The following is a 17,721-nucleotide window of genomic DNA, read 5'->3' as shown; positions in this document are numbered from 1 at the left end:
CCGTACTCCCGCTGAAAGTCGGCTTCTACCGCCCACCAGTAGCGCCGGACGGCTTCCTCTGTGCGGTTCGGCGTGCTGCCCGATTCGGCGGCGTCTTGGCTTTTCCCGTGAGGTGGTCCTGTAGCCGCTGGTACGCCTCCGCGAAAGTGATGTCCTCCCCGGATGCCTGCGCCATGCCCCACAGGAGTGCCGTCATCAGCTTTCGGGTGCCGATCTGCGGCGGCTCCATCCACTTCTTCGCGGCCTCGTCGCCGTACAGCATGGCGACCAGCTCCGCCGCGTCCTCAGCCTTGTCGGAGTCCTTGAGCCGGTCGAACCGCTGCGCGAAACCCTGCGGGAGGTCGTTGGGCACGGCAACCTCAACACCGTTGATGACCGTGGTACGCAGCCCGCCGGTCTGCTCCTCCCAGAACGCGTCAAAGGAGTCCTCGATAGGGCTCGGCTTGGTCATACGATCGCCGCCGTGGTGTCCGCGCCGGAGCGGGTGAACGTGGCCGCCCACGCCCCCTTGTCGTTGTTGCCGCCGCCCTGGTCGCCGAGGTTGACATGCGCCGTCCACACGGTCCAGTTCGTCGCGCCGGGCGCGTGAAACCGGAACTTGATCAGGGACTCGTCCCCGAGGAGTTCGGAAACCTCCTCTACCCGGGTCTGGCCGGCATCGGTCGTGTTGTGCAGTCCCTCGAGCGTCAGGGACTTGCCCAACTGCATCTTCTGCGACTCGGCCTGGCCCTGCGAGCCGAACACGGTGGTGTCGGCTGTCTCCTCTTCGTGGCTCTTGGAAAAAGTGCTGATGTCGCCGATCTCGATCCACGTGGCTGGCGTCTCGGACTCGATCTCGAAAACGCAGTCCCTCGCGTTGTAGCGAGCCATGGGGCCCTCCTTCGGGCATGGGGTGAGAGCCCGTACGCGCAAGGCGCCGGGCGGCAGGGGAAGCGGGGTTACACGCGGTGCGCGGTCACGGACCGCACCTCGGTGCGGAAGTTGCAGACGTGCTCATGCCTGCCGGTGTCGTCCGCGCCGATCGGCGCCGGGGCGGACTGCTGCGCAATGCACAGCTGCAGGAACGTCCCGTCGGGCAGGGTGATCGGCCCGAGTCCGTGGAGCTCGGAGCGGATCGCCGCGCAACGGTTGTAGGAGACGCGGGGATCCGGGCCGCCCCGTACCCGCACCTGCACTGAGGGTTCGTCCCAGCCCAGTTTCGAATCCGACTCGGGCCCGCCGTAGATGGTCAGCGCAACCGCGGCGTCCGGGCGGGATGGCATGGTGCCGATGAACGTGTCGCCGGTGACCCCGTCCGGGTCGTACTCGAGTAGGCCCAGCCCCTCGAGATGGCGTGCGAGGCCGTCGAGGAAGTCAGCCACGCAGCCACCTCCGCAGGCCCACGGCCATCAAGCGCAGCATCACGGCCCGCTCGCTGGCCATGGGGTCTTCGAGGTACTTGGCCTTACGGCCCGGCAAGTGCCGCCACGTCAGCTCCTCGTGCTGCCGGACCGCATACACGGTGTCGTACGAGATGGAGCCCTCGAGGCCGTCGACATCGACACGGCCGGACCGCTCGAGGGTGCCCTCCTCCAACGGCACCTGCTGATTCGACACGCTCAGCGTGTGCTCGAGCGCGCGGCGCAGGCCATCGGAGGCGAGGCGCTGGCCGCGGCCGCCCCACAGGCGGCCGCCCTGCCAGGACATGCGGCTGTACTGGGTCACCGGAGCTGCACCTCCCAACATTGCGGGGTCGGCAGGTTGCCGCCGTCGTGCCGTAGCCGGGCGATGACCCTGGTCGTGTCCCCGGTGGGGAGCGTCACCCGGGACTCTGGCGGGCAGTCGGGCATGTCGAGCGGCGCCCGGAAAGTGGCCGACGAAGTGACGTCGCTACCGTCCGCGCCGACCACGGCCCGGGTCTGCTGCTCGAGCAGGCACGCCACCGTGACTGCAGGCCCGTACCGCGGTCCGTACGCCGACGAACCGAGGTACGGCTCTATCGTCACCTCGTGTTGCAGCAGGAAGTCCGGCATCTTCACCAGATCACCCGCTCGAGCCCTAGCCCCTCGAGGATCTCCACGGCTTCAGCCGTCAGGGCCGTGTCGTCCACGGTCGCCACCGGCGCCGACTGGCGGGAGAAGCTGAGCCCGCCCGCTGACACCGACGTCCACGGGCTGTTCACCGGGTCATTCCCGGACGCCGCAGCATCCCGCGACGCCCACACCTGCACCTGAGCGGCCGTGGCATCCCGGAAACCCGCCAACACGTCAGAGTCGGACGGGTATCCGGCCGCCGTCGTGTCGTAGATCGCGGCCACCATGGCGCGGTCAACGAGGCGGGAGGCCCGCGCCAGCAGCCGGCCGGCGTTCGCGGGCGCGGTCTCGCCCGTGAAAGCCTCGTACTCCGCCACGTTGGCGTAGACGCGGGCCACCGGTCAGCCCTCCGGCGCGGCCGGGGCCGGCTTCGGGGTCCGCTTCGGGAGCGGCGCAGCAGCGGCCGGGGTGGGCGCCGTGCTGGTCGCCTCCGCGGACTCGTCTACGGCCTTCCACTCCTTCGAGCTGGCCAGGCGGGCATCGTTCCGCGAGCCTGCAACGGTCTGTACCCGCTCGACAACCTCGTGATTGTCGCCGTAGCGCTCATACAGAGGCATCCGGGGTGTCCTCCTTCGGTCCGTACTGTGCGATCAGGTCGCCCTTCGTGGCCTGCTCCGCAGCCTCACGGGACGCGCCCCGGGCCACGGCCCAGTCCACCCACGTGGCCTTTGCGGCGCCCTTCGTCGGGGGCTCCTCCGGCTGCGGGTTCGACTCCGCGGCAGCCTGCGCCGCGTCGTTCGCGTCCGCGTTGTCGACCATCACGGCCTGAGCGAGCGCGGTTTCCCGCTGCTCCTGCGCCACCGGGTCGCCCGGAGTGACCGGCCCCGGGTGGATGGGCTTCGGGCCCTCCGCGGCGTGGATCTCCGGGGCAACGACCAGCGGCCCGTGGGGGTTCGCCTCACCCGCGTTCGTCGGCGGGAGGAAATCCTCCGGCCGCGGGTCCACCGCGGCATCCCGCAGCCGGGTACCGACCTGCTCGGGCTGCTCGTAGTCGCGCGGGTCGGCCGGCTCCGGCTGCTCCGGAGCGGCCGGAGCGTCGCCGCCGACGCCGTATCCGGCCTTCCGGAAGTAGCGGATCAGCTTCTCGTCGTCGGTCTCCGCGCGGCCGTCCTTGAACTCGAGCCCGCCGGGGCCGGATCCGGTGAACCCTTCCACAGGGCTGTGGATGACGGTCACGGCGTCACCACCTTCACGTCACGCAGGACCGCGGCGGCCTTCGTCGCCTTGAGCGCGACACCAACCGGGCCCATCTCCACTTCGCCGGTCTTCACGGCGCCGGGGGTGGTGAAGTCCGGCATAAACTGCTGAACCAGCTGGCCACCCAGGGTGCTGATGCCGTGGAAGCCGTCCAGCCCGAGCCGCACGGCGTAAATGTCCGTGGTGCCCGCGACACCATCGGTCGCGATGATCGGGCTGGTCGAACCGGGCTTGTCGCCGAGGTCGACCAGGGCGATCCCGCGCCACGTGGTGATGGTGCGGCCGAACACGTCGCGGGAGTCGAGGCTCGAGGCGAAGTCGCCGACGGTCTCGAGCGCGGCGAGCGCGTCAGCGTTCATCAGCAGCGCATCCGGGCGGCCGTCCATCGCGGCCATGAGCCGGCGAAGCATCGACTGCGCGGCCACGGCGGTGGCCTGGCTGTTGACCGTGGTCCAGTCGACCCCGGTCCCGTCCAGCTCGGTTGCAGACCCTGCGAGCGCCTTGGACAGTCCGTCGAAGGAGTTGGCGTTCACGGCGGTGTCACCGTTGATCACGGCGTCACTGAAAGTGGACTGCGCGGCCTTGATCTTCTGCTGCATCTGCAGCGTGACCTCAGACGACAGGGCCGGGCCCAGCTTCGCCAGCACGCGGTCAATCTGGAACGACCCACCGAGAACCTTCAGGTCCGTGGTGTACCGCTGCCGGGTGACTTCCTGCGGCGTGTACTCGGAGTTGATCGCACGGAAAGCCGCGGTCGGCTGCGTGATCAGACGCGTGTAGCCGTACGTCAGGGTCGCCCCGCCGCCCGCAGGATTCACGACGTCGTCGAACGTCAGATTGTCGAGCAGCCACGACGACTTGCGGAACTCGTCGATGACCATCAGGTCAACGTCGTCCTGCGTGTTGAGCTTGGCCTGAGCCAGGGTTACGGGCATGGATTGCTCCTAGGTCATCCGCCTAGAGCGGCGGAAACGGCGTCTTGCAGTGAGGTGGGGCGGCCGTTCGTGCCGGGCCCGCCGGCAAAGTCGCCCCCGCCCCGCCGCGGCACCTGGCCTGCGCGGAGCTGCGGGTTCGCGGAAATGGCGTTGTTGATCGCCGTCTCCACTTCTTCGGTGAACTTCTTCGGGTCCTTCGCGTCGATCGCGTCGATCGCGTCGCAGAAGGACCGCGAGTCGAGCAGCTGCTCCGCGTCCGCGCCCAGCCGGGTAGCGGTGCGGAAAACGTGCAGTTCGATCCGGGCCGCCGCCGCGTCCTCCTGGGCCACGGTGCGTTCCGTTGTCGCGGTCGTCAGCTGCCGCGTCAGCTCCTCCGGGGTCGGAGGCTTCGCGCTGGTGTCCAGCCCCACGGCCTTACTGAGGGTCTCCAACAGTTCCTGCCGGGCGGCCTGCGCCGCGTTCTCCTTCGCGGTCGTGCGCGCCTTCCCGGCTTCCTCGCGCGCCTCGCGAATCACCTTCGCGACGTCCGCGGGCAGCGAGTCAACCTTGCCGTCCCACTGGAATCCGTCCCACGGTCCAGCCGCAGGAGCTGCCGGAGGCTTGCCGTTGTCGCCACCCGTACCGTCACCGGCGGCGTCGCTGCCGGATCCGGAGCCTGCGCCGTCCCCTCCGTCGGCGTAGACGATCGGCGAGAAAGGGCCGTGACCGTACGGGTGCGCCCAGCCGGCGCCGTCGAGGCGGTGGCGGGCAAGACTGCGCTTGTGCATGGTGTGCCCTCCCGGGGCATCGGTGGGAGCCCGCGCCCGGCGGGCATGCAAAAGGGCCCGCCGTAGCGGGCCCAGAGGTGGGGTGAAGCGGTCGGGGGTTACTCGCCCGGGAGTGGCCGGGCCTTCGCGTAGCCGCGGAGCCACGCGGAGCGCCGCAGGTCGTCACCCTTGTACGGGCAGACGGTCGGACGGTCGCCGCGGCGTCCAGCCTCAGCGCCTTCCGTGAGTGCCTGCACGATCTGCTGACGCGGTCCCATGACGCCCCCTGATCAAAGCCGGTTTTGCTGGTCGCTGCCGCTCTTGCGGGCCCTGTCGCCTGCCTCGCTGCGCTGCCCGGACACCTGCTCTTCGTACTCGGCCAGGGTAGTGCGGGGGTTGTCCCTCCACCAGCGCTTCAGCTCCTCCGACGCGCGGGCGTAGGCGACGTGCGACGGGCCGGTGAACACGGCCATGGGGTCAATGCCCTGCCGCACGGCTTCCTTCGAGAGCAGCACGCCCCGTAGTTCGTCCTCAGCCGCAAGGTACTGGCCATACACGTGCTCGCGGTACATCTCGCGTACCTGCTCCCGGCTGTACGCGGCACGGGAAGACGCTGCCGCGTCCTCCCGGTCGGCGATCCACCGCTCAGTGGCCGTCATCCGGTCGCGCGGATCTTCCGGCATGTCCTCGGACAGGTGCGCCCAGTCGTCCGGGTTCGACCGCAACAGGTCGTCGACTGCGGCGCGGTCGTCCAGCTGCCCTCGAACCGTTCCCGCTCCGGCGGCCGGCCGAAGTGGTGCCGGTGGGTGCCGGCGATCCATCTCCGCGGCGATCCGTGCGGCCTCGTCAGGGCTGGCGTAGCCCAGCGCCCAACCGAGGGTGTTCTCGTCCACTCCGGTCAGGTCGTCGGCGAGCTGGCTATCTGGGAAGACTTCGGCGATCTTCTGTCGTCGGTCGGCCTCTTCGACGACCGCGGCAAACTCTGCGCCGGTCATGTCCCGCATCCGCTGCCCGAGCTCCTCGTCTGAGAGGCCGATCAGGTCCGGGCGGGCACCGGGCATGCGGGCGGCGGCGTCGCGCCGGTCCATCTCTGCAGCAACGCGCGCCATCTCGTCCGGGGTCAGATCCTGCAGCGCGCGGCCCAGTTCGGTGTCTGAGAAGCCGGTCAGGTCTCGCGAGAGACGCCCGGAGCGGCGGACCCTGCCCATGAGTGCGCGCTGCTCCTCCGCGTCGTCGCGGCCGGCCTTGGCGAGCCGCTGAAACGCCCGCTTGCCGAACTTCTTCCGGCCGATCCACGCTGCGAGCGCTTCCGGATCCCGGGCCCCCTCGCGTGCCAGCTTGGCGACGAACGCCTTACCCATCGGTGTGCCTCCCTGGCGGTCAGTGGGCCGAACCGATCTGCTCGCGGGCCGGCTTGCGCCGGAGGTGCTCGTGTGCGGCGACGTGCTCGCGCTGCGCCTGCTGCCACTTGCGGACGTAGGCGCCTGCGCGGCGGCGAGCGGCGTCGTCGATGGCGGCCGCCTGCCGGCGTTTCCACGCGCGGATGTGCCGCTCGATCTCCCGCTGCCGCTGCGTGTCCTCGTATGTCGTGCCGGGGGTCGGGTGGTGCGGCGGCCGGGTGGTGACTCCGGGCAGGTACGCCGCAAGGGAATGTCGACAGTTGGGGTGGAAGAGGCCTGCGGCCCGTGCTTCCACCAGGGAGCCCGCGACGTGCACGGCAACCGTCTTCGGCGGCCGGAGCGCAGCGCGTAGCCCGGTCGGCTGGATCGCGTGCTCCGCCCGGATCGTGTGCGGTCCCGACTGCGGCCCGAGGGTGAGGGTTTCGCCTTCCCACGGTGCGCACAGCGGGCACTCGAGCGGCGCATCCGACACGATGACCAGCCCGACGCCGATCTCTCCCAGCGCGTCTGTGTGCCCCTCAATCGCCGCGCGGGCGGTGACAGACCGCACGGCCATTTCTGCGTAGGCGGCGAGCTCCCACGACCGGCCCGAGGAGTCGACAAAGCCCGTTACGCCGCGTTGGGCGAACTGGTCGAGTGCCCGCTGAGAGGCTTGGCGGCGGGTCAGGGTGCCGAGGAGCGTGGAGGCTGACGCGCGGGTCACCACCGACCGGTACGTGTCCACCACGGCCCGCGTGATGCGCTGGTACAGCGGGCGGGTGTCTGCCGCGTACGACGCGGCCAGGCGGTCGACAGCGGGAGCGTTCGGCAGCACCCGGCGGGCCTGCAACTCCCGGCCGATGTCCAGCCCGCCCATCTCCGCTACAGCGGCCTGCCGGCCGCGCCCGTACGCCTCCGCCAGGGCCCGCGCCACGGCGCCGTCAGCGTCGGTCTGCAGCGCGTCCGTCACTTCTTCGATCGCGGCCCGTAGATCGCCGATGGAGCGGAGTTTGATCTCTGCCCAGAGGGGCGAGTCGATGCCTTCGGCGAGCGCGGCGGCCAGCTTCTCGAGGATCGCCACCTCGGCATCCTCGTACAGGACGCGAACCGCGGCGGCCAGGTCTTCGGCCATGGCAGGCGAGACGGGCATGAGCGGCCCTCCCGCCTACTCGGCGCCGGTCTGCGTCGGGTCGGCCATCTCGCCTTGCCCGGTCTCTTTGAGGATCCGGGCGGTTTCCTCACGGACCGCGGTGTCGTCGAGGTCCGGGGACCGCATCCGAACCTTCGCTTCCGTGCTGATCGCCTGCGCCTGCGCGAGGAGCGACAGCGTTTCGGCGACGCGGTGGGAGTCCTCGGAGCCCCTCCCGAAGTCGACCGTTGGCCGCTCCGGCGTGACCTTCGAGAACCCCAACTGGACGTCCATCATCAGCTGGACTTCGAGCATGTCGGCCAGCTCCGGCGCCCAGTACCGGGACTTCTTTCCCCGGGTGGTCAGGCTCTTGCTCCTGCTCGCGACGACTTCGGTAGCGGTGACCGTGGCGCCGCCCTCGTCCAGTCCGAAGCTCTGCGGGGAGTAGCCGGCCAGCTTCACCGCTTCCCGCACGATGGCATCGGCGGTGCGCTGGTGTTCGTCCACCCTGATCGCGAACTGGTTTTCGGTGATCCCTTCGCCGGCCGTGGGCGGCGTGTTGATCGCCGCCAACACCTCTTGATCGACGTCGAACCATGCTCCCAGCCCGGGGCCGGTGGTCTGCAGGTACCCGTTCGGGATGATCAGCCGCGATTTCGCGAGCCGAATGTCACGGATCCACGACGACCACACCTCGTCAAGGGCGTGGAACATGCCGTGGAGGCCCTGATAGTCGCTCCTGCCCAGCTGTGAGCGCCTGTCCTGCCGGTCAGGGCCCATGTTCCGCACGTATCGGGCCGTGAGCCGCTGGATACCGGTGCTGATCGTCTGCCCGTCGCCGCCCTTGTCGAGGGATGCGGCGAGCGGTGTCGTCTCCTCGTGTTCGGTGAGCGGCACCACGCGGCCGATGCTCGCCGTCGTGCCCTCGTACAGGGCGTGCCGGATCGCGCCAACCTCGTGCAACTCCAGATGCCGCAGGACGCGCGTGCCGTCGTTCTCGAGCTCCCGCCAGAAGGTGACCGCGGCCAGGATGCCGGAACGCCATGTCGGGATCGCTGTATCGGCGTGATGGACGGTGAGCAGCGCCCGTTGTGCCAACTCCTCGTCCCACGTCACGCGCATGTACGCCCCGCGTAGGGCCGCGCACACCTCCGCAGCCTCCAACAGGGTGTTGGCCAGGCCTCCGGCTTCGGCGAGCTCCTCGAGCCGCTCCTGTGTCGACGGGGTCTCGGCCATCAGTTTTGGCGGCTCCGAGAACAGCAAATCGGCGCTGGTCGTGGCAATGTCCCCGGGGAGCGGCACGTGCAGCGAGTGATCCGGCGCGGCAAGGTTCCGGGGCCGCTCCCAGAAGCGGAGCCGGCGGCCGGTGCTCGTCGTCTCCGCGCCCGGCTTCTGGTACGCCTTGCGGATCCGGTCACGGTCACCGGAGTACCAGGCGTCATCCACGGCCATCGCGGCAAGCGGCTTCACCATCTGCGGCGGCGGCCATGCCGTGTTCGGCTCAGGCAGCGGCATCAGGCAGCCTCCTGGTAGTCGATGAGTCCGCGCCACTCGTGCGCGGTGCTGTGCAGGGCGTACCGCAGCGCGTCCGCACTGTGGTCGTCAGCCTTGATCGGCTTGTCTTCGCCGCGCTCCGCGGCCTTCTCGTCCCACGCGTATCCGGGGAGCTCTCCGAGGAGCCCGGTGCAGGAGCGGTGGATGCGCAGCAGGCCGGAGCCGAGGGCGACGCCTACGGACCGGATGCCGTCGAGGACGTCGTTCACGGCCGGCGCGATGTTCGGCACGCGCTCTTGCCACAGCTGGTTCATGAACGAGGCCGCGGAAGGGTCAATAAAGATCCACTCCGGGCGGACTCCGCGCGGCATCCCCTGCTCTCCGGGCCGCTTCACGTTCGCGAGCCACTGCCGCACGTCGCGGGAGTACTCGGCGTCCGTCAGCTGCCGGAGCGCCGTTTTCGACTCGTGCCGGTACTCGGAAACCACGTACAGGTGGTCGTCTTCGCCCTGCCCGAGGAGCACCGCGGAGAAAGGGTTCACGGTGCCGTAGTCGACGCCCACGGCGGTCCAGCGCTTCATGAACGGCATGAGGTCGACGACGTGCCGGTCCTCGTCGAACATGTCGTACACGCTGCCGGCGGCGAGGCACCACTCGCCGAGGATGAACCGGCGGTACCACAGGCCTACGTACTGCGCTTTCAGCCGCTGGACCCATCCCGGATCCAGCGACGGATTGTCGTCGAGGGTGAAGTGCCAGTTCGTGAGCCCGACTTCGGGGCCGCGGAGGATGAACTCCTTCCGCAGCCAGTGAAACGGCCCGTCCGGGTTGGTTGTGGCGAGCAGCCGGGACTCGGCGCCGACGCGCAGCCGGGACAGCAGCATCATCCAGAAGCTATGCGGGACGAGGGTGGCCTCGTCCACGTAGGCGAGCGCGATCGTCGCACCCCGGATGCGGCCCTCTGCACGCGCGTCGGACGCGCCAACGAGGTGCACGGTACGGCCGAGGATCACGGCCGTGGTCGCGCCGGTGGTGTGGTGCACATGCTTGGCGAGCGGCCCGAACAGGTGCTGCGACTGCAGGGGGTCGATCAGGTTCCGCTCGATGGTCTGCAACGTCCTGCCAATGATCACGATGAGCCCGTGATCGGGCGCGACCGTGAGCCGGATGAGGAACGCGAGCAGCGAAGCGATCGTCTTGCCAGACGACACCGCCCCCGACCAGAGGGCCAGGGGCGCATCCTGCGACTCGACTACCGACGCGATCTGCTTCGGGGAGAGCGGGAGCTCGATATCACGGAGCATCACCCGCCCCCTCGTCTGCGGCAGCCGCTCGCGCCTGCTGCTCGCGGTACACATCAGCCAGGCCGGTCATCAGCTGGCCGACCACGCTCCGGGCCTGCTCCGCGCCGTCCTCGGCGACCGGGGGCAGGAGACGCAGCGACCGGTCGATGGCCATGCCGGCGGCGGCCATCAGGTTCTTCTTTGCGTCGGCCGGCGGCTCCGGCAGTTCACGCCGCTCGAAGGTGTTGTCCTTGCCTCCGAAGCTGTGGACGATGGCGGGTTCCCAGAGTTGTTCCGTCAGCCGCTCCGCGTCGTCGTGCAGCGCTTCGGCGAGGATCGCGCGCCGTTCGGCGAGCTGCGCGGCACGGTGTCGGGTGGCCTCTTCGGTGCGGGTGCAGTCGAAAACGAGGCCCATCTGTTGGGCCATGTAGGAAACGGTGCGCTGCCCGCGGCCGGTCCGGCGCGCGATCTCGTTACGGCTCAGGCCCTGCGCGTGCAGCTCGCGCACCTTGGCGCGGTCCTCGTCGGTGACCGGGTGGGTGAACTGGTTCGGCACGGGGTCACCTCCCGATCATCGTCCGCGGCGGGCGCGGGTGCGTGCCGCCTTCTTCGCCATGCGGCTCCGGCCGGCTTTCGTCTTGCCGGCGTTCGCGATCCGCGCGGCCTTCCGCTTCGACATGCGGGTCTTGAGGCGTTCGTACACGCTGACGCGGCCGGGGGTGATGCCGCGCGTTTTCTTGCCGGGCACGGGGTCCTCCCTGGGCGTGCGAAGGCCCGGCCGCGAACGGGGGACGCGGCCGGGCCGATTGGGGGGTGCGGCTACTGCCGCGGGGGCTGCCCGTAGGGTCCGGGCTGCTGCGGGTAGTACTGCTGCCCGTACTGCTGCGGCGGGTACGCCTGCGGGGGCTGCTGCGGATATCCGTACGGCTGCTGAGGCGGCATGACCTGCGGCGGCTGGTAGACGGGCACCTTCGTGACGGTCCTGCGGCCGATGATGGCGGCGAGCGGCCATCCCGTGATCGCCCAAATCCCGCAGGTCAGAATTGACAAGACGACGTGTAGGCCGTGGTTCGCCCCGCGGCGCTCGACGTAGCGCTGATAGCTCATGTGTCCCCCAGGAGCGTGTGTGGGGGAATCGTGGCACGCGTGCGGGGAGGGCGTGAAGGGAAACGGGAAAGCCCGCTCCGGTGAGCGGGCCGATTGTTTCCGGGCATGCCGGATCTGCGCCCATCATGGGCCACGCTCGCCCCGTTCGCAACTACAGCCGTAGTGCCGGGCATGGCGAAGCCCCGCCGACGGGGGACGTACGGCGGGGCTCCGGTCTCAACAGCGCTGCAGCCAGTCAGCACGGGTGGGATGTGTCCACGCTACGGCGGGGCACTGACAACGGGGTCACTTCCGCGGCTTCAGCCAGCCTCCACGGCTGCTCTGATACGTCGTCTCGTGACCGGCGGAACGGGCGTCGTCCGGCTGGAACCGGGTGGGCATCGTCTTCGGGAGCTTGCCCGTGGGGGTGCCGCTGGTCTCGTTCTTGCGTCGTCCAAATGCCATGATCGGAGTCCTGTCTCGTGTGTTCGGGATGGGACCGGGGCGGCCGACTAGCTGCCAGGCGGGCGGCCGTCCCGGGGCTTTCAGCGGCGGAGCAGCGTGCGGCGACGCTTGCGGTCTGCCGGGTCTCGGATGATCGACATCCCCTCTTGGCGCTCCACAGTCAGGGCGTTGTCGTCGTTGTTGTTGTTGCTCTGACCTGCGACAACAACGCCAACAGCGGGCGGCTCGAGCGGGGGGTTACCGGGGGAGGAGCGTGGCAGGAAGTGTCGCCGGTCAACACCGGTCGACACCTTCCCGCTCATGCGCACCCCCGAGGAGACGGGGATGCCAGCGGCCTCCAACTTCTCCCGTACGGCCGCCGGGGTGGTGCCGCACGCGACGGCGATCGCCTTCAAATGCGCGTGAGGCGCGCCGACTTCGTGCATGGCGGCGGAGAGTTGGTCGAGGGTGAGCGGCTGCCGGGCGGGCGCCTTCTCCTGCTGCTCCTCGGCCGACGTCTCGGGGGCGGGGCGCAGGCCGATTGCGATCGCCGTTCCCAGCCACCCGGCGGCGCCCGTCCACACCAGGTAGGTCGTCCACGGCAGACCCTTGATGAACCCGGCGGCGAGGACCACGGCGAGCACTCGGGCGACCGGTCCCCCTGCGATCCATGCGCCGATGCGGCCACAGATGAGCGTGGATCCGGTCCAGATGGCAATCCAGACGCGCATGTCAGCCCCCCACTGTCATGAGGAGGGACTTGGCGACTTCGGCGGGGATCGCCCAAACCGTACCGTCGCCGGTGGCGGGGAACACGAACCCTGCGATCAGGCCGAGCACGGCAGCGAACACAGGCGTGACGTTCGGGGCGAACAGGAACAGGATCACGAGGATCAACGCGACCGCACCTAGCTTGACGTCGCCGAACGGGCCGCTGCTCCCCTGCCCAACTCCGAGCCCCATCAGGCCCTGGCCGACGATCTTCTCTGGGTTGGCCCAGATCTGCCCGGCGGCGCTGAAAGCCGTAGCGGCGACGAACGCCACGTAGGCGGCGGGGCTGACAGTGAGTTTCATCTTGCCTTTGCCGCGCACTCCAAGGACGAGAAGCACGGCCAGGGCCAGGGCAAGCCCGCCGGCTCCGAAGCCGCCGAAGATGGCTCCGACGGGAGCGGCAATGCTGGTCACGAGAGGGCTCCGGGGGTGTTGAGGGCGAGCGCGAGAAGCACGGTCGCGGACGGAATGTGTGCAGCCCAGTCGGCTGCGTCGTGGACTTCGGGGATGGCTTCGCGGGGGACGAAACGGAGCAGCTTGGCGGCGACGAACCAGGCGACCAGCCACAGGAGCAGCGCGAACCCGACCGCGCCCTGCCCGGACTCCTCGAGCCGCCGCTGTACGACGGGCCCGAGCCCGATCAGCCATCCGACTCCGGCCGCGGTGCCGCGACGCAGGACCCACCAGCGGATACGGGCCTTGCGGTCGGACACCGGGCGGGCGGGCGTGGCGGGGGTGATGGTGACGTGCACTCCGGGGGCCTGCTGCTCCCCCACGACGGGCGCGGGCACCGGGGCGGGGTCCTTGCGGACGGTCCACCAGGGGGCCGGCTCCCCCGCGGGCTCCGGCTTCTGCTCGTCGGCGTACAGCCGGTCAAGCCAATCGGGGTCACGGGGAGCGGGTACGACCGGCTGCGGTTCGGCGTCGGGGCCGACTCCACGACGGCGGAGCAGCGACCGGATACGGCGCTCGTCGGCGCCTTCGGGGGCCATCAGTTGTACCCGCCGTTCCCCTTGCGGCGTTCGCGGCGAACAGCTGCCGCGACCGACTCGCGGTCGGCGTCCGGACGAACGGCGAGGATCAAGTTCACGGCGGTCCGGTTGTCGGGGGTGATCGCAACTTGCTCGCGGGCAAGTTCGGCGATGGTCGGTGCCGGGCGATCGGTGTTCGGGCTGGTCGCGGCGTGGTCGGCGATCTGTTCGCGGGTGACGTTCGGGGGTGTGCTCGCCGTGTTCGGCGCGGCGGGCGCGAGCTGCTCGGGGGGCTGTTCGGTGTTCGCGATCAGGGCTGGTGCGGGCAGTCCGAGCATGGCGGCGAGTGCCTTGTCAGCGCCTTCGGTGAGCCGGTCGCGCTGGACGGTGACGAGGTCGGAACCGAGCTGCACGTCTCCGAGCCCTACGCGGGCCATGAGGCGCCAGGCTGCGAGCTGCGACCGCTTCCGTGTCCAGTCGTGCGGGTGCTGCGCTGCGCGGGCGGTGAGGTACGCGAGCCGGCGAACCGTGGCGGCGTTGCTGCGCTGCGCTTCCATGTCGACACCGGTCCGGTAGACGACGACGCGACGGGCGAGAAGCCCGAGACCCTCCGCGGCGGCGGACATGGCCATAGGTGTGATCGCGTAGACGACGCCTTCGGTGACGTCGTCGGCGACGACCAGGCCGGTGACCGCTGCTCCGATCGGGGCGAGCCACAGGCCGACCCGTACGGGCGCGGGCGCGGGCTGCCCGAGCATCGTCAGCCCGACCATGACCAACGCGAGCACGAGGGTGACGCCTTCGCCGGCTGCGACGACTCCGAGGGCGGTGGCGGCGCGGCCGAACTCGCTGACGATGTTGGTGTACGTGCCCCAACCGCCGAACGCGCCTGCGGCGATCATGGGGAGAGTTGCGGCGATCAGTACGGTCGCCTGCCCTTTGGTCAGTTCCTGCGTCACAGCTCCTCCGGAGCGGGAGAGAGGGCCGCGCCCGAGCGGCGTGGATTGCTCGGGCGCGGCGGTCAGGGGTCAGCCGCGGTGGCTGCGGGCCTGTTCGGCAGCCTGCTGCCGCTGACGGTCGACGGCTGCGCGCTGCTGCAGCTGCTGGACGGTGGCGTTCGCGTCGTCGGCGACGTCCGTGGGCTGCGCCATCACAGCCCCTTCGCGACGTCGCGGAGCAGCTGGGCGTACTCCCATGCGGTACCGGTCACGTGGGGCGCGGCGGCCGTGGCGCGCATGAGCGCATCGGCGGCGACGACTCCGGGCAGGCCGGCAAGGTGCTCCGTGATCGCGGCGTTCATCGCGTCGCAGTACACGGCGGGGTTCATCGTCTGGAACGGCTGCTCGTCCTCGAGGACGGTGGCGACGCCGAGGAGCAGCAGGTGTGCGCGGGTCGGCTCGGAGAGGATCCGGGCCAAGACGTCGTCCAGCTCTTTGGTGGTGGGGTTGGTGGGGATACGCTCCATGGCGGATCCACTCCTTCGATCGCTTCGGGGTGGGTCTGGCCCCGGCCATGTGGCGTTCGCAGCGCCGGCCGGGGCCTTCCTTGTTGCCGGTTCGACCGTAGCGAGAAGTGTGGACATTGTCCACACCTCGCTGAGAGGATTGCCCCATGCCCGAGACCCCGGAGAGTGAGGAGCAGCGGGAGACTATGACCATTCCGAAGCTCGCTGAGCGGGTGGGGCGTAGCCGCACGCTGCTGCATCGTCTGGCGACGACCCCGGCGGAGGGTTGGCCAGCGCCCGTGTTCCGGGAGGGCAGCAGCCGGCCGGAGTACGACGTCGAATGGTTCGATGCCTACTGGGCGGAGCGTCAGGCCGGTATCAGGCAGGGCAAGCGAACTGATCTCGACAAGTAGCCTCGCGCGTACGGGAGCCCCCGGCCATGTGGTCGGGGGCTTCCGTCTACTGCTGCGCCTGCGGGACGGGGTGCCCGCCCCAACCGGGGCGGGCGGTGGGGCGCTATGCGGCGCGCCGGTTGAGGTGGTCGGCGAGCTGCCGCGCGCCAACGGTGGCCATGGCGGGCCACGTCTTGCCGGTGTGGGTGTCGAGCACGTACGCGCCGGTGACGCGAAGGCGGCGGACCTGGTAGCGGCGGGTGGTGGTCATGGGGGTTGCTCCCTTGTGTTGGTGCCGGGTGGAGCCGGCATGGTGCCCGCCCCGGTTGGGGCGGGCCGCGTCGTCTACTTCACCGCGTCCCAGATGGCGCGTCCGACCGTGCCCGGCTTCCCGCTCGCGGAGGCGAACCTCGTGGCGCCGAAGGTCTCACCGTTCCGCTCGGACCAGTAAGCGACGTACGCTTCGGGGACCCATGTGGGAACACCATCGACCTTGGGTCGGGCCGGCACGACGGCGCCGACGATGTACCGCTTGCCCTTGACGGCGACGATCCGGCGCCCCTTGCTGTCCGTCTCCTGTGCCTCCGGGGCGGGCGCGTCCACCAGGGTCATGCGCACCTGGCGGCCGTCCTTGTACTCGATGCTGTGCTGCGTGCGACCAGAGGACATCGTGCGTACGTGGCGCTTGCCGGCCATCATCGCGCCGTTCACCTCGGCCATCGCCTCGCGGATGCTGACGTGAGCGGTGGTGCCGTTCTCGGTGCGCTCGTAGACCTTGGCCATGTCGTCCACTCCCTCTGTCGTCCTTGCGATACCTCCAAGTTAGTGGGTACCCATCAATCACGTCAAGTGGGTACCCACTATCAATATTGGCGGGTACCCACTACCCTCATGCCATGGACAAGCCGCCCCCGCCCTTCGACCAACTCGCCGACCTGGTCGCCGGTGACGAAACCCTTGATCAGGCCGTGGCCCTCACCGCAGCCCTCAACGCCATCCCGGACCTACAGAAGTGGCTACGCGAGCAACGCCAACACGTCGTGCGCACCCTCCACGACCGCGACGGCACCAGCTACACCGACATGGCCCCCGCCCTTGGCGTCAAGCCCGAGCGCGTCAGCGGCATTGCGCGCGGACACAGCCGGTCGCCACGCAAGACGGCGCGCCAAGAGGCCGACTGACCCGCTCTCAGGCAACGCGAAACCCCCGGCCGGCTGGTCGGGGGCTTCGCCGCGTCCGGGGCCTATGCTGCTGCGCCCTGCTCGGTCCAGATGCCGCCGCAGGTGTCGCAGTGCGCGAGCGGCGAGGCGCCGGCCCCGCCGTACACGGTGATCGTGCCGCCGCAGTGACACGACCGAGACAGCTTCGCTTCGCGGGCGGCGGTGTCGAGGACGGTCTCTATCCGCTGGACGCAGCCGGCCGCGACGTGGCCGATGCGCTGCTCCTGCTCCTCGGTGAGGCGGTAGAACGGGCCGGGCGCGCGCTCGACTCGAGCCAACAGCCAGAGGGCGGTGTACGGGGCGTCCGGGCGGGTGCCGGTCCACTTCCATCGGCGGGCGTCGGCGGCGTCGTCCTGGGCGGCCTGCACCCTGCGGGCGTGGTCGTCCCATGCGAGGCGTTCGGCGCGGGTGCGGGCGACGGCGGCGCGGCGCGGCGGCGGCATGGGGATGGGGTCGCGCTGGACGTGTTCGGCGATCGCGTCGGCGCAGTCGAGGAGCACCGCGCGGATGACGTGCATCGTCTCGTGGACGCGGAGCCGGATCGGGATGGGCCGCACTCCGAGCTGGTCGGGGGACCGCTCGAGGGCGCGCAGGGCGACAGCTTCGGCGGCGTCGTGCTGCTCGAGGGTGGCGAGATAGCCGCGAAGACCCAGTCCGAAAGCGCCGTGTTGGACGGGTTCGCCGAGTGCGTCGGTGAGGTCGGGCCAGGTGCTGATGATGGTGCGGAGGTGCTGAGCGGTGGTCACGGCTTCTCCTCGGGCGTGGTGCGGTTGGTCGGCGGGGCGTGCCGTGACGGTCGGCACGCTCCGGGGCGGGTCAGGCGTCGGCGGGCTCGTATGTCGCGGCGAAGACGTCTGGCTTGCAGGGGTAGAACTCGCCCTTCACGCCGCGGATGATCCAGTCACCGTGTTCGCCGCGCATGGTGCCTTCGAGGGTGTCGATTTCGATGGCGTAGGGGTGGCCTGTGATGCCGTCGGCGACGATGCGACCGCCGCACCACTCGGCGACGTCTTCGGGGCTGTTGGGGTGGGCCATGTGCATGGCTTCGACTTCAACGGGGCGCTTGCGGTAGCGGGCCATGGTCACTTCCCCTTGCGGTCGTTGGTTCGGACGGCGGCCCAGACGAGGACGCAGAACAGGACGGTGGTGCAGACCATG

Annotated in this window: 31 protein-coding genes; 2 read left to right on the top strand and 29 right to left on the bottom strand. The window is 70.0% G+C overall.

The features are described 5' to 3' along the window. Positions 1–25: 25 nt before the first annotated feature. The 25 genes from IE198_RS13690 to IE198_RS13575 all read right to left on the bottom strand — a co-directional run bounded on the left by IE198_RS13690 (position 26) and on the right by IE198_RS13575 (position 14,972). Positions 26–451: a hypothetical protein gene (locus IE198_RS13690; protein ID WP_189886220.1), complete on the bottom strand. Its 426-nt coding sequence runs from the start codon at positions 449–451 to the stop codon at positions 26–28. Beyond that, entirely contained in the window at positions 448–870 is a 423-nt protein-coding gene (locus IE198_RS13685) for a phage tail tube protein (protein WP_189886218.1), read from the bottom strand. Before IE198_RS13685 ends, IE198_RS13690 begins: the two co-directional genes overlap by 4 nt. Positions 871–938: 68 nt before the next feature. Next, the gene (locus IE198_RS13680; RefSeq protein ID WP_189886217.1) at positions 939–1,361 is read right to left on the bottom strand and encodes a minor capsid protein; all 423 of its coding nucleotides are present in this window, start codon (positions 1,359–1,361) and stop codon (positions 939–941) included. Further along, on the bottom strand, positions 1,354–1,704 hold the full coding sequence (locus tag IE198_RS13675; protein ID WP_229833907.1) for a minor capsid protein: 351 nt from the start codon (positions 1,702–1,704) through the stop codon (positions 1,354–1,356). The genes IE198_RS13680 and IE198_RS13675 overlap by 8 nt, the downstream gene beginning before the upstream one ends. Beyond that, the gene (locus IE198_RS13670; RefSeq protein WP_229833929.1) at positions 1,701–2,012 is read right to left on the bottom strand and encodes a hypothetical protein; all 312 of its coding nucleotides are present in this window, start codon (positions 2,010–2,012) and stop codon (positions 1,701–1,703) included. The genes IE198_RS13675 and IE198_RS13670 overlap by 4 nt, the downstream gene beginning before the upstream one ends. A gap of 2 nt (positions 2,013–2,014) precedes the next feature. Beyond that, entirely contained in the window at positions 2,015–2,410 is a 396-nt protein-coding gene (locus tag IE198_RS13665) for a hypothetical protein (protein WP_189886215.1), read from the bottom strand. 3 nt (positions 2,411–2,413) lie between these two features. Then, complete coding sequence (locus IE198_RS13660; protein WP_189886213.1) at positions 2,414–2,629, bottom strand: hypothetical protein; 216 nt, start codon at positions 2,627–2,629, stop codon at positions 2,414–2,416. Further along, complete coding sequence (locus tag IE198_RS13655) at positions 2,616–3,248, bottom strand: hypothetical protein (RefSeq protein ID WP_189886211.1); 633 nt, start codon at positions 3,246–3,248, stop codon at positions 2,616–2,618. The genes IE198_RS13660 and IE198_RS13655 overlap by 14 nt, the downstream gene beginning before the upstream one ends. Then, positions 3,245–4,204, bottom strand: coding sequence for a major capsid protein (locus tag IE198_RS13650; protein ID WP_189886209.1), 960 nt, complete (start codon positions 4,202–4,204; stop codon positions 3,245–3,247). The genes IE198_RS13655 and IE198_RS13650 overlap by 4 nt, the downstream gene beginning before the upstream one ends. A gap of 14 nt (positions 4,205–4,218) precedes the next feature. Continuing rightward, a complete protein-coding gene (locus IE198_RS13645; RefSeq protein ID WP_189886207.1) occupies positions 4,219–4,971 on the bottom strand; it encodes a hypothetical protein in 753 nt (250 codons plus the stop codon). A gap of 98 nt (positions 4,972–5,069) precedes the next feature. After that, on the bottom strand, positions 5,070–5,228 hold the full coding sequence (locus tag IE198_RS13640; protein WP_189886205.1) for an Rmf/CrpP fold protein: 159 nt from the start codon (positions 5,226–5,228) through the stop codon (positions 5,070–5,072). Between the two features lie 12 nt (positions 5,229–5,240). Beyond that, complete coding sequence (locus tag IE198_RS13635; RefSeq protein WP_189886203.1) at positions 5,241–6,311, bottom strand: hypothetical protein; 1,071 nt, start codon at positions 6,309–6,311, stop codon at positions 5,241–5,243. 19 nt (positions 6,312–6,330) lie between these two features. Beyond that, entirely contained in the window at positions 6,331–7,479 is a 1,149-nt protein-coding gene (locus tag IE198_RS13630) for a phage minor capsid protein (RefSeq protein WP_189886201.1), read from the bottom strand. Positions 7,480–7,494: 15 nt separating this feature from the next. Next, positions 7,495–8,973 (bottom strand): phage portal protein, encoded by a 1,479-nt coding sequence (locus tag IE198_RS13625; protein ID WP_229833905.1) that lies wholly within the window; start codon positions 8,971–8,973, stop codon positions 7,495–7,497. Beyond that, complete coding sequence (locus tag IE198_RS13620) at positions 8,973–10,256, bottom strand: PBSX family phage terminase large subunit (protein WP_189886199.1); 1,284 nt, start codon at positions 10,254–10,256, stop codon at positions 8,973–8,975. The genes IE198_RS13625 and IE198_RS13620 overlap by 1 nt, the downstream gene beginning before the upstream one ends. Then, positions 10,246–10,791, bottom strand: coding sequence for a helix-turn-helix domain-containing protein (locus IE198_RS13615; protein WP_189886197.1), 546 nt, complete (start codon positions 10,789–10,791; stop codon positions 10,246–10,248). Before IE198_RS13615 ends, IE198_RS13620 begins: the two co-directional genes overlap by 11 nt. A gap of 15 nt (positions 10,792–10,806) precedes the next feature. Further along, the gene (locus tag IE198_RS13610; protein WP_189886195.1) at positions 10,807–10,983 is read right to left on the bottom strand and encodes a hypothetical protein; all 177 of its coding nucleotides are present in this window, start codon (positions 10,981–10,983) and stop codon (positions 10,807–10,809) included. Between the two features lie 71 nt (positions 10,984–11,054). After that, positions 11,055–11,342 carry a hypothetical protein gene (locus IE198_RS13605; RefSeq protein WP_189886194.1) on the bottom strand — a complete coding sequence of 96 codons (288 nt, stop codon included), beginning with the start codon at positions 11,340–11,342 and terminating at the stop codon, positions 11,055–11,057. A 285-nt stretch (positions 11,343–11,627) separates the two neighbouring features. After that, complete coding sequence (locus tag IE198_RS13600) at positions 11,628–11,786, bottom strand: hypothetical protein (protein WP_189886193.1); 159 nt, start codon at positions 11,784–11,786, stop codon at positions 11,628–11,630. Positions 11,787–11,866: 80 nt separating this feature from the next. Beyond that, the gene (locus tag IE198_RS13595; protein ID WP_189886191.1) at positions 11,867–12,496 is read right to left on the bottom strand and encodes a hypothetical protein; all 630 of its coding nucleotides are present in this window, start codon (positions 12,494–12,496) and stop codon (positions 11,867–11,869) included. A 1-nt stretch (position 12,497) separates the two neighbouring features. After that, the gene (locus tag IE198_RS13590) at positions 12,498–12,950 is read right to left on the bottom strand and encodes a hypothetical protein (RefSeq protein ID WP_189886189.1); all 453 of its coding nucleotides are present in this window, start codon (positions 12,948–12,950) and stop codon (positions 12,498–12,500) included. Further along, entirely contained in the window at positions 12,947–13,528 is a 582-nt protein-coding gene (locus IE198_RS13585; protein WP_189886187.1) for a hypothetical protein, read from the bottom strand. Before IE198_RS13585 ends, IE198_RS13590 begins: the two co-directional genes overlap by 4 nt. Then, positions 13,528–14,466, bottom strand: a complete 939-nt coding sequence (locus IE198_RS13580; protein ID WP_189886185.1) for a hypothetical protein — start codon at positions 14,464–14,466, stop codon at positions 13,528–13,530. The genes IE198_RS13585 and IE198_RS13580 overlap by 1 nt, the downstream gene beginning before the upstream one ends. A gap of 69 nt (positions 14,467–14,535) precedes the next feature. Further along, on the bottom strand, positions 14,536–14,658 hold the full coding sequence (locus IE198_RS36110; RefSeq protein WP_268246473.1) for a hypothetical protein: 123 nt from the start codon (positions 14,656–14,658) through the stop codon (positions 14,536–14,538). Further along, a complete protein-coding gene (locus IE198_RS13575) occupies positions 14,658–14,972 on the bottom strand; it encodes a hypothetical protein (protein WP_189886182.1) in 315 nt (104 codons plus the stop codon). Before IE198_RS13575 ends, IE198_RS36110 begins: the two co-directional genes overlap by 1 nt. Before the next feature lie 146 nt (positions 14,973–15,118). Here IE198_RS13575 and IE198_RS13570 point away from each other — a divergent pair, with 146 nt between their 5' ends. Continuing rightward, entirely contained in the window at positions 15,119–15,364 is a 246-nt protein-coding gene (locus IE198_RS13570) for a hypothetical protein (protein WP_229833903.1), read from the top strand. 103 nt (positions 15,365–15,467) lie between these two features. Here IE198_RS13570 and IE198_RS13565 read toward each other — a convergent pair whose 3' ends face one another. Next, positions 15,468–15,614, bottom strand: a complete 147-nt coding sequence (locus IE198_RS13565; protein ID WP_189886180.1) for a hypothetical protein — start codon at positions 15,612–15,614, stop codon at positions 15,468–15,470. 74 nt (positions 15,615–15,688) lie between these two features. Next, positions 15,689–16,126, bottom strand: coding sequence for a hypothetical protein (locus IE198_RS13560; protein ID WP_189886178.1), 438 nt, complete (start codon positions 16,124–16,126; stop codon positions 15,689–15,691). A 113-nt stretch (positions 16,127–16,239) separates the two neighbouring features. Between IE198_RS13560 and IE198_RS13555 the strand changes: the two genes are divergently transcribed. Continuing rightward, positions 16,240–16,524 carry a sigma-70 family RNA polymerase sigma factor gene (locus IE198_RS13555; RefSeq protein ID WP_189886176.1) on the top strand — a complete coding sequence of 95 codons (285 nt, stop codon included), beginning with the start codon at positions 16,240–16,242 and terminating at the stop codon, positions 16,522–16,524. Between the two features lie 62 nt (positions 16,525–16,586). Here the strand turns inward: IE198_RS13555 and IE198_RS13550 are convergent, their stop codons facing one another. Both IE198_RS13550 and IE198_RS13545 read right to left on the bottom strand, forming a co-directional pair. Next, the gene (locus IE198_RS13550; RefSeq protein WP_189886174.1) at positions 16,587–17,309 is read right to left on the bottom strand and encodes a hypothetical protein; all 723 of its coding nucleotides are present in this window, start codon (positions 17,307–17,309) and stop codon (positions 16,587–16,589) included. Between the two features lie 70 nt (positions 17,310–17,379). Beyond that, positions 17,380–17,643 carry a hypothetical protein gene (locus tag IE198_RS13545; RefSeq protein ID WP_189886172.1) on the bottom strand — a complete coding sequence of 88 codons (264 nt, stop codon included), beginning with the start codon at positions 17,641–17,643 and terminating at the stop codon, positions 17,380–17,382. Positions 17,644–17,721 lie beyond the last annotated feature (78 nt).

Source organism: Streptomyces xantholiticus (genome assembly GCF_014651015.1).
Taxonomy (GTDB): Bacteria; Actinomycetota; Actinomycetes; order Streptomycetales; family Streptomycetaceae; genus Streptomyces; species Streptomyces xantholiticus.
This window is presented reverse-complemented; position numbering and strand designations above follow the sequence as displayed.

Coding starts and splice junctions, on each gene's coding strand:
- IE198_RS13670 (WP_229833929.1), bottom strand. CDS start 2,012: ATGCCGGACTTCCTGCTGCAACACGAGGTGACGATAGAGCCGTACCTC.
- IE198_RS13565 (WP_189886180.1), bottom strand. CDS start 15,614: ATGACCACCACCCGCCGCTACCAGGTCCGCCGCCTTCGCGTCACCGGC.
- IE198_RS13620 (WP_189886199.1), bottom strand. CDS start 10,256: ATGCTCCGTGATATCGAGCTCCCGCTCTCCCCGAAGCAGATCGCGTCG.
- IE198_RS13575 (WP_189886182.1), bottom strand. CDS start 14,972: ATGGAGCGTATCCCCACCAACCCCACCACCAAAGAGCTGGACGACGTC.
- IE198_RS13645 (WP_189886207.1), bottom strand. CDS start 4,971: ATGCACAAGCGCAGTCTTGCCCGCCACCGCCTCGACGGCGCCGGCTGG.
- IE198_RS13595 (WP_189886191.1), bottom strand. CDS start 12,496: ATGCGCGTCTGGATTGCCATCTGGACCGGATCCACGCTCATCTGTGGC.
- IE198_RS13640 (WP_189886205.1), bottom strand. CDS start 5,228: ATGGGACCGCGTCAGCAGATCGTGCAGGCACTCACGGAAGGCGCTGAG.
- IE198_RS13650 (WP_189886209.1), bottom strand. CDS start 4,204: ATGCCCGTAACCCTGGCTCAGGCCAAGCTCAACACGCAGGACGACGTT.
- IE198_RS13555 (WP_189886176.1), top strand. CDS start 16,240: ATGGACAAGCCGCCCCCGCCCTTCGACCAACTCGCCGACCTGGTCGCC.
- IE198_RS13605 (WP_189886194.1), bottom strand. CDS start 11,342: ATGAGCTATCAGCGCTACGTCGAGCGCCGCGGGGCGAACCACGGCCTA.
- IE198_RS13625 (WP_229833905.1), bottom strand. CDS start 8,973: ATGCCGCTGCCTGAGCCGAACACGGCATGGCCGCCGCCGCAGATGGTG.
- IE198_RS13560 (WP_189886178.1), bottom strand. CDS start 16,126: ATGGCCAAGGTCTACGAGCGCACCGAGAACGGCACCACCGCTCACGTC.
- IE198_RS13545 (WP_189886172.1), bottom strand. CDS start 17,643: ATGGCCCGCTACCGCAAGCGCCCCGTTGAAGTCGAAGCCATGCACATG.
- IE198_RS13660 (WP_189886213.1), bottom strand. CDS start 2,629: ATGCCTCTGTATGAGCGCTACGGCGACAATCACGAGGTTGTCGAGCGG.
- IE198_RS13600 (WP_189886193.1), bottom strand. CDS start 11,786: ATGGCATTTGGACGACGCAAGAACGAGACCAGCGGCACCCCCACGGGC.
- IE198_RS13570 (WP_229833903.1), top strand. CDS start 15,119: ATGCCCGAGACCCCGGAGAGTGAGGAGCAGCGGGAGACTATGACCATT.
- IE198_RS13635 (WP_189886203.1), bottom strand. CDS start 6,311: ATGGGTAAGGCGTTCGTCGCCAAGCTGGCACGCGAGGGGGCCCGGGAT.
- IE198_RS36110 (WP_268246473.1), bottom strand. CDS start 14,658: ATGGCGCAGCCCACGGACGTCGCCGACGACGCGAACGCCACCGTCCAG.
- IE198_RS13585 (WP_189886187.1), bottom strand. CDS start 13,528: ATGGCCCCCGAAGGCGCCGACGAGCGCCGTATCCGGTCGCTGCTCCGC.
- IE198_RS13685 (WP_189886218.1), bottom strand. CDS start 870: ATGGCTCGCTACAACGCGAGGGACTGCGTTTTCGAGATCGAGTCCGAG.
- IE198_RS13690 (WP_189886220.1), bottom strand. CDS start 451: ATGACCAAGCCGAGCCCTATCGAGGACTCCTTTGACGCGTTCTGGGAG.
- IE198_RS13630 (WP_189886201.1), bottom strand. CDS start 7,479: ATGCCCGTCTCGCCTGCCATGGCCGAAGACCTGGCCGCCGCGGTTCGC.